Source organism: Dolichospermum sp. LEGE 00246 (assembly GCF_015207865.1).
In the GTDB taxonomy this organism is placed as follows: Bacteria; Cyanobacteriota; Cyanobacteriia; order Cyanobacteriales; family Nostocaceae; genus Dolichospermum; species Dolichospermum heterosporum.
Genome location: NZ_JADEWA010000601.1, coordinates 1 through 2,663, shown reverse-complemented (window position 1 = coordinate 2,663; position 2,663 = coordinate 1). Strand labels below are relative to the sequence as shown.

The following is a 2,663-nucleotide window of genomic DNA, read 5'->3' as shown; positions in this document are numbered from 1 at the left end:
CCTCCTCCACTCCCCCAACTCCCCCAACCTCCTCCACTCCCCCAACTCATTTAGTAGGTTGTAACTGATTAGGTGGTTTTTTCCAGCTAATACTTGCTGCACCCAGGGTCACTAAGATAACTCCTATAACTTGGACAATATTTAGGGATTCTTGCAGCATAATCCCGGCGAAAATTACGGTTAAAATCGGGACTGTAGCTCCAATTAAAGAGGAGAACGGAGAGCCTAGTTTACGAATGCCAAAATTATTGAATAAGTAACCGCACAAAGTTAAAACACCTAATATAAATGCACTTAATACCAGTTCAAGGATGTTAGATGAACTAATTGCTACACTTAAATTACCGGGTAATGGAATTATTAAGCAGATAAGACTTAATAACAACATGGTGGTGAAGTTAATTAAAGTCAAAGATACAGGATGTAACTTGAGTTTAGTAGCACATATCCTGGTGAGAATGACGTAAATTGCAAATGCGATTCCAGATAGAATAGCTGTGGTGCTTCCCAATGCGGTGTTATTCACCCCTGTAGACTGACTACCTAAAACTAATAATTCACCGCAAAAAATTGCCGCCATTGCTCCAGTAACTAGTGAATTAGGACGTTCCTGAAATAGAAACCAGGACAGAAACACGCTCATAACTGGATAGACAAAGAAGAGAGCGATCGCCATTCCTGTTGTTACTTCACCAATAGCAATGTAAATAAATACCTGTGATACAAATAATAAACAACCGCTAATTACTGACAAAAATAGAGCCTGTTTAGTTTTATTCTGAGTAGGCGTTGCATTTGCTCCCAATGAAGCAAATAAATTTTCTAATTCTTGCCAAATAGGAGGATGTAATATAGGTGATAAAAGTAACATTAATGGCACAACCACTAATAAGCGCAGCATCAGAATCAAGAAAATATTCCCCAATGTCGGAAAGATTAACTGCTGTGTTGGCAATCCCCCCAAGGGGTTAGAAGCTGTAAAGAAAATCGCTTTAATTGCTACGTTGTAAAGAGACGAAACCACTGTAGACAAAGCAATAAAAAGGAAGCCTATCTGCAACTGTGACCAATTAGGAGATGTCCGGGATCTTTGTTGTCTGGGAGTTATTTGTTGTTGAGGTGTAATTGGTTGTTCAGGTGTTGTTGGTTGTCTAGGAGTTGTTTCCCGTCTTAATTTTGGTGTTGGCGGTCGTCCTGTGGGTAAATTAGGAGTTAAAACAGAAAGTGGTTCAGGTTTTGTATCTCCCAGGGATGGTGCTGTTAATACCTTAGAAGTCAAAATAGCACCAAGTTCAGAATTTGGATCTTCCGATGGTGTATCTAGACTTACAAAAGAACTAGGTACAGATGCTTTATCTGCTGCTGATGTATCTGGATTTACGAAAGAACTGGGTTCAGGGGTTTTATTGTCCGGTATTACTGTTGGTAAATCTGGATTTACGAAAGAACTGGGTTTGGAAGTGTTATCTATTGGTGAAGATAATATAACCGCATTGGCTGCTGATGTAGAATCACTGTGTGCTGATTCATGAGGAATCAAAGCAACTGGTTCAACCATGATTCTTTGTGGGGATTTTTCCGAAGAACCATTTTGATGAGTTATGGCTTCACCACGCAGATTATCAGCTAGTTGTAAAACTGTAGGTGCGCCTCCTGTTGTTGTTTTGACGGAGTTAGCATCTCGATTTTTTTCTACTTCACTTCGCAGACGATTGACAAATTCCGCTAGTATGGCTTCCCCTTGCTGTTGTTGGCTATACATCCGTGACAACTGCTGGGAAAGATCACCTTGATAGTTTTTGAGTTCTTGTAATAGTGAATTAAAGGCAATAGTTACCGTCCCATCCAGACTGTCTAGCATATTAGTGACATTCTGTCCGATTTCATGAATAGCATTATTGTTTAATTGAGTATTTTCAAGCGCAGATGAATCCGAGGAGTTATGCTCTACGGATTGAGTAGCTAAAGTTTTCAGTGACGATTGTAATTGGGAAGATATATGTTTGGCTAGAACTTCTGCTAATTGACGGATTAACACTTGCTGTTCAGTGATTTGCCGCGATTGTTGTAGATTTTCTTTTTCCTCAATTAACCTTTGAATATCGCCAGATAAGCGATTTTTTTCAGTTTCTAGCCGTTTTACGTCTTCCTGCAACGACCTCAGCAGATTTTGTTGAAGATTTTCTAAATCTTCAACTACATCCCATAGAGCATTTTCTGCGGCTCTGGATAGCTCACCTCTAATGCGTGGGTTTTCTGGTCGCTTCTCAAATCGCCCCATCGGTTTCTAGCCTCTAACACCTTGATGATTAAGTTACTCGGCACTCTGCGCGAACAACACCTGTATTAAGTTTCCTGGAGAAAAGGCAGGAAACTGAACAATTTCACCGAACTTATCAATTTAATTAACTTATGAAAGCCTTACAAATGAATACCTAACTACAAGCACCAAATCCGTGCGGAATACCTATTGCTTGATAGTTGCCATCATGATCGCAAACTGCTGTAATTTATAGAAGGCGACAGGGAATAGGTTTTGGGAGATTCTACTGTTTGTTACATAACATATTTTGTTTTTTCATGTCTACCTATCTAGTAGTCTGTCAACTCGAAAATGACGGGTGAAGGCAAGTAGGGGGAGAAGAGAGGCTGTCTCTTATACA

Annotated in this window: 1 protein-coding gene; it reads right to left on the bottom strand. The window is 39.8% G+C overall.

Annotation, left to right across the window (positions count from 1 at the left end; all coding sequences use genetic code 11):
- Positions 1–46: 46 nt before the first annotated feature.
- On the bottom strand, positions 47–2,281 hold the full coding sequence (locus IQ228_RS24500) for a DMT family transporter (RefSeq protein ID WP_193964760.1): 2,235 nt from the start codon (positions 2,279–2,281) through the stop codon (positions 47–49).
- Positions 2,282–2,663 lie beyond the last annotated feature (382 nt).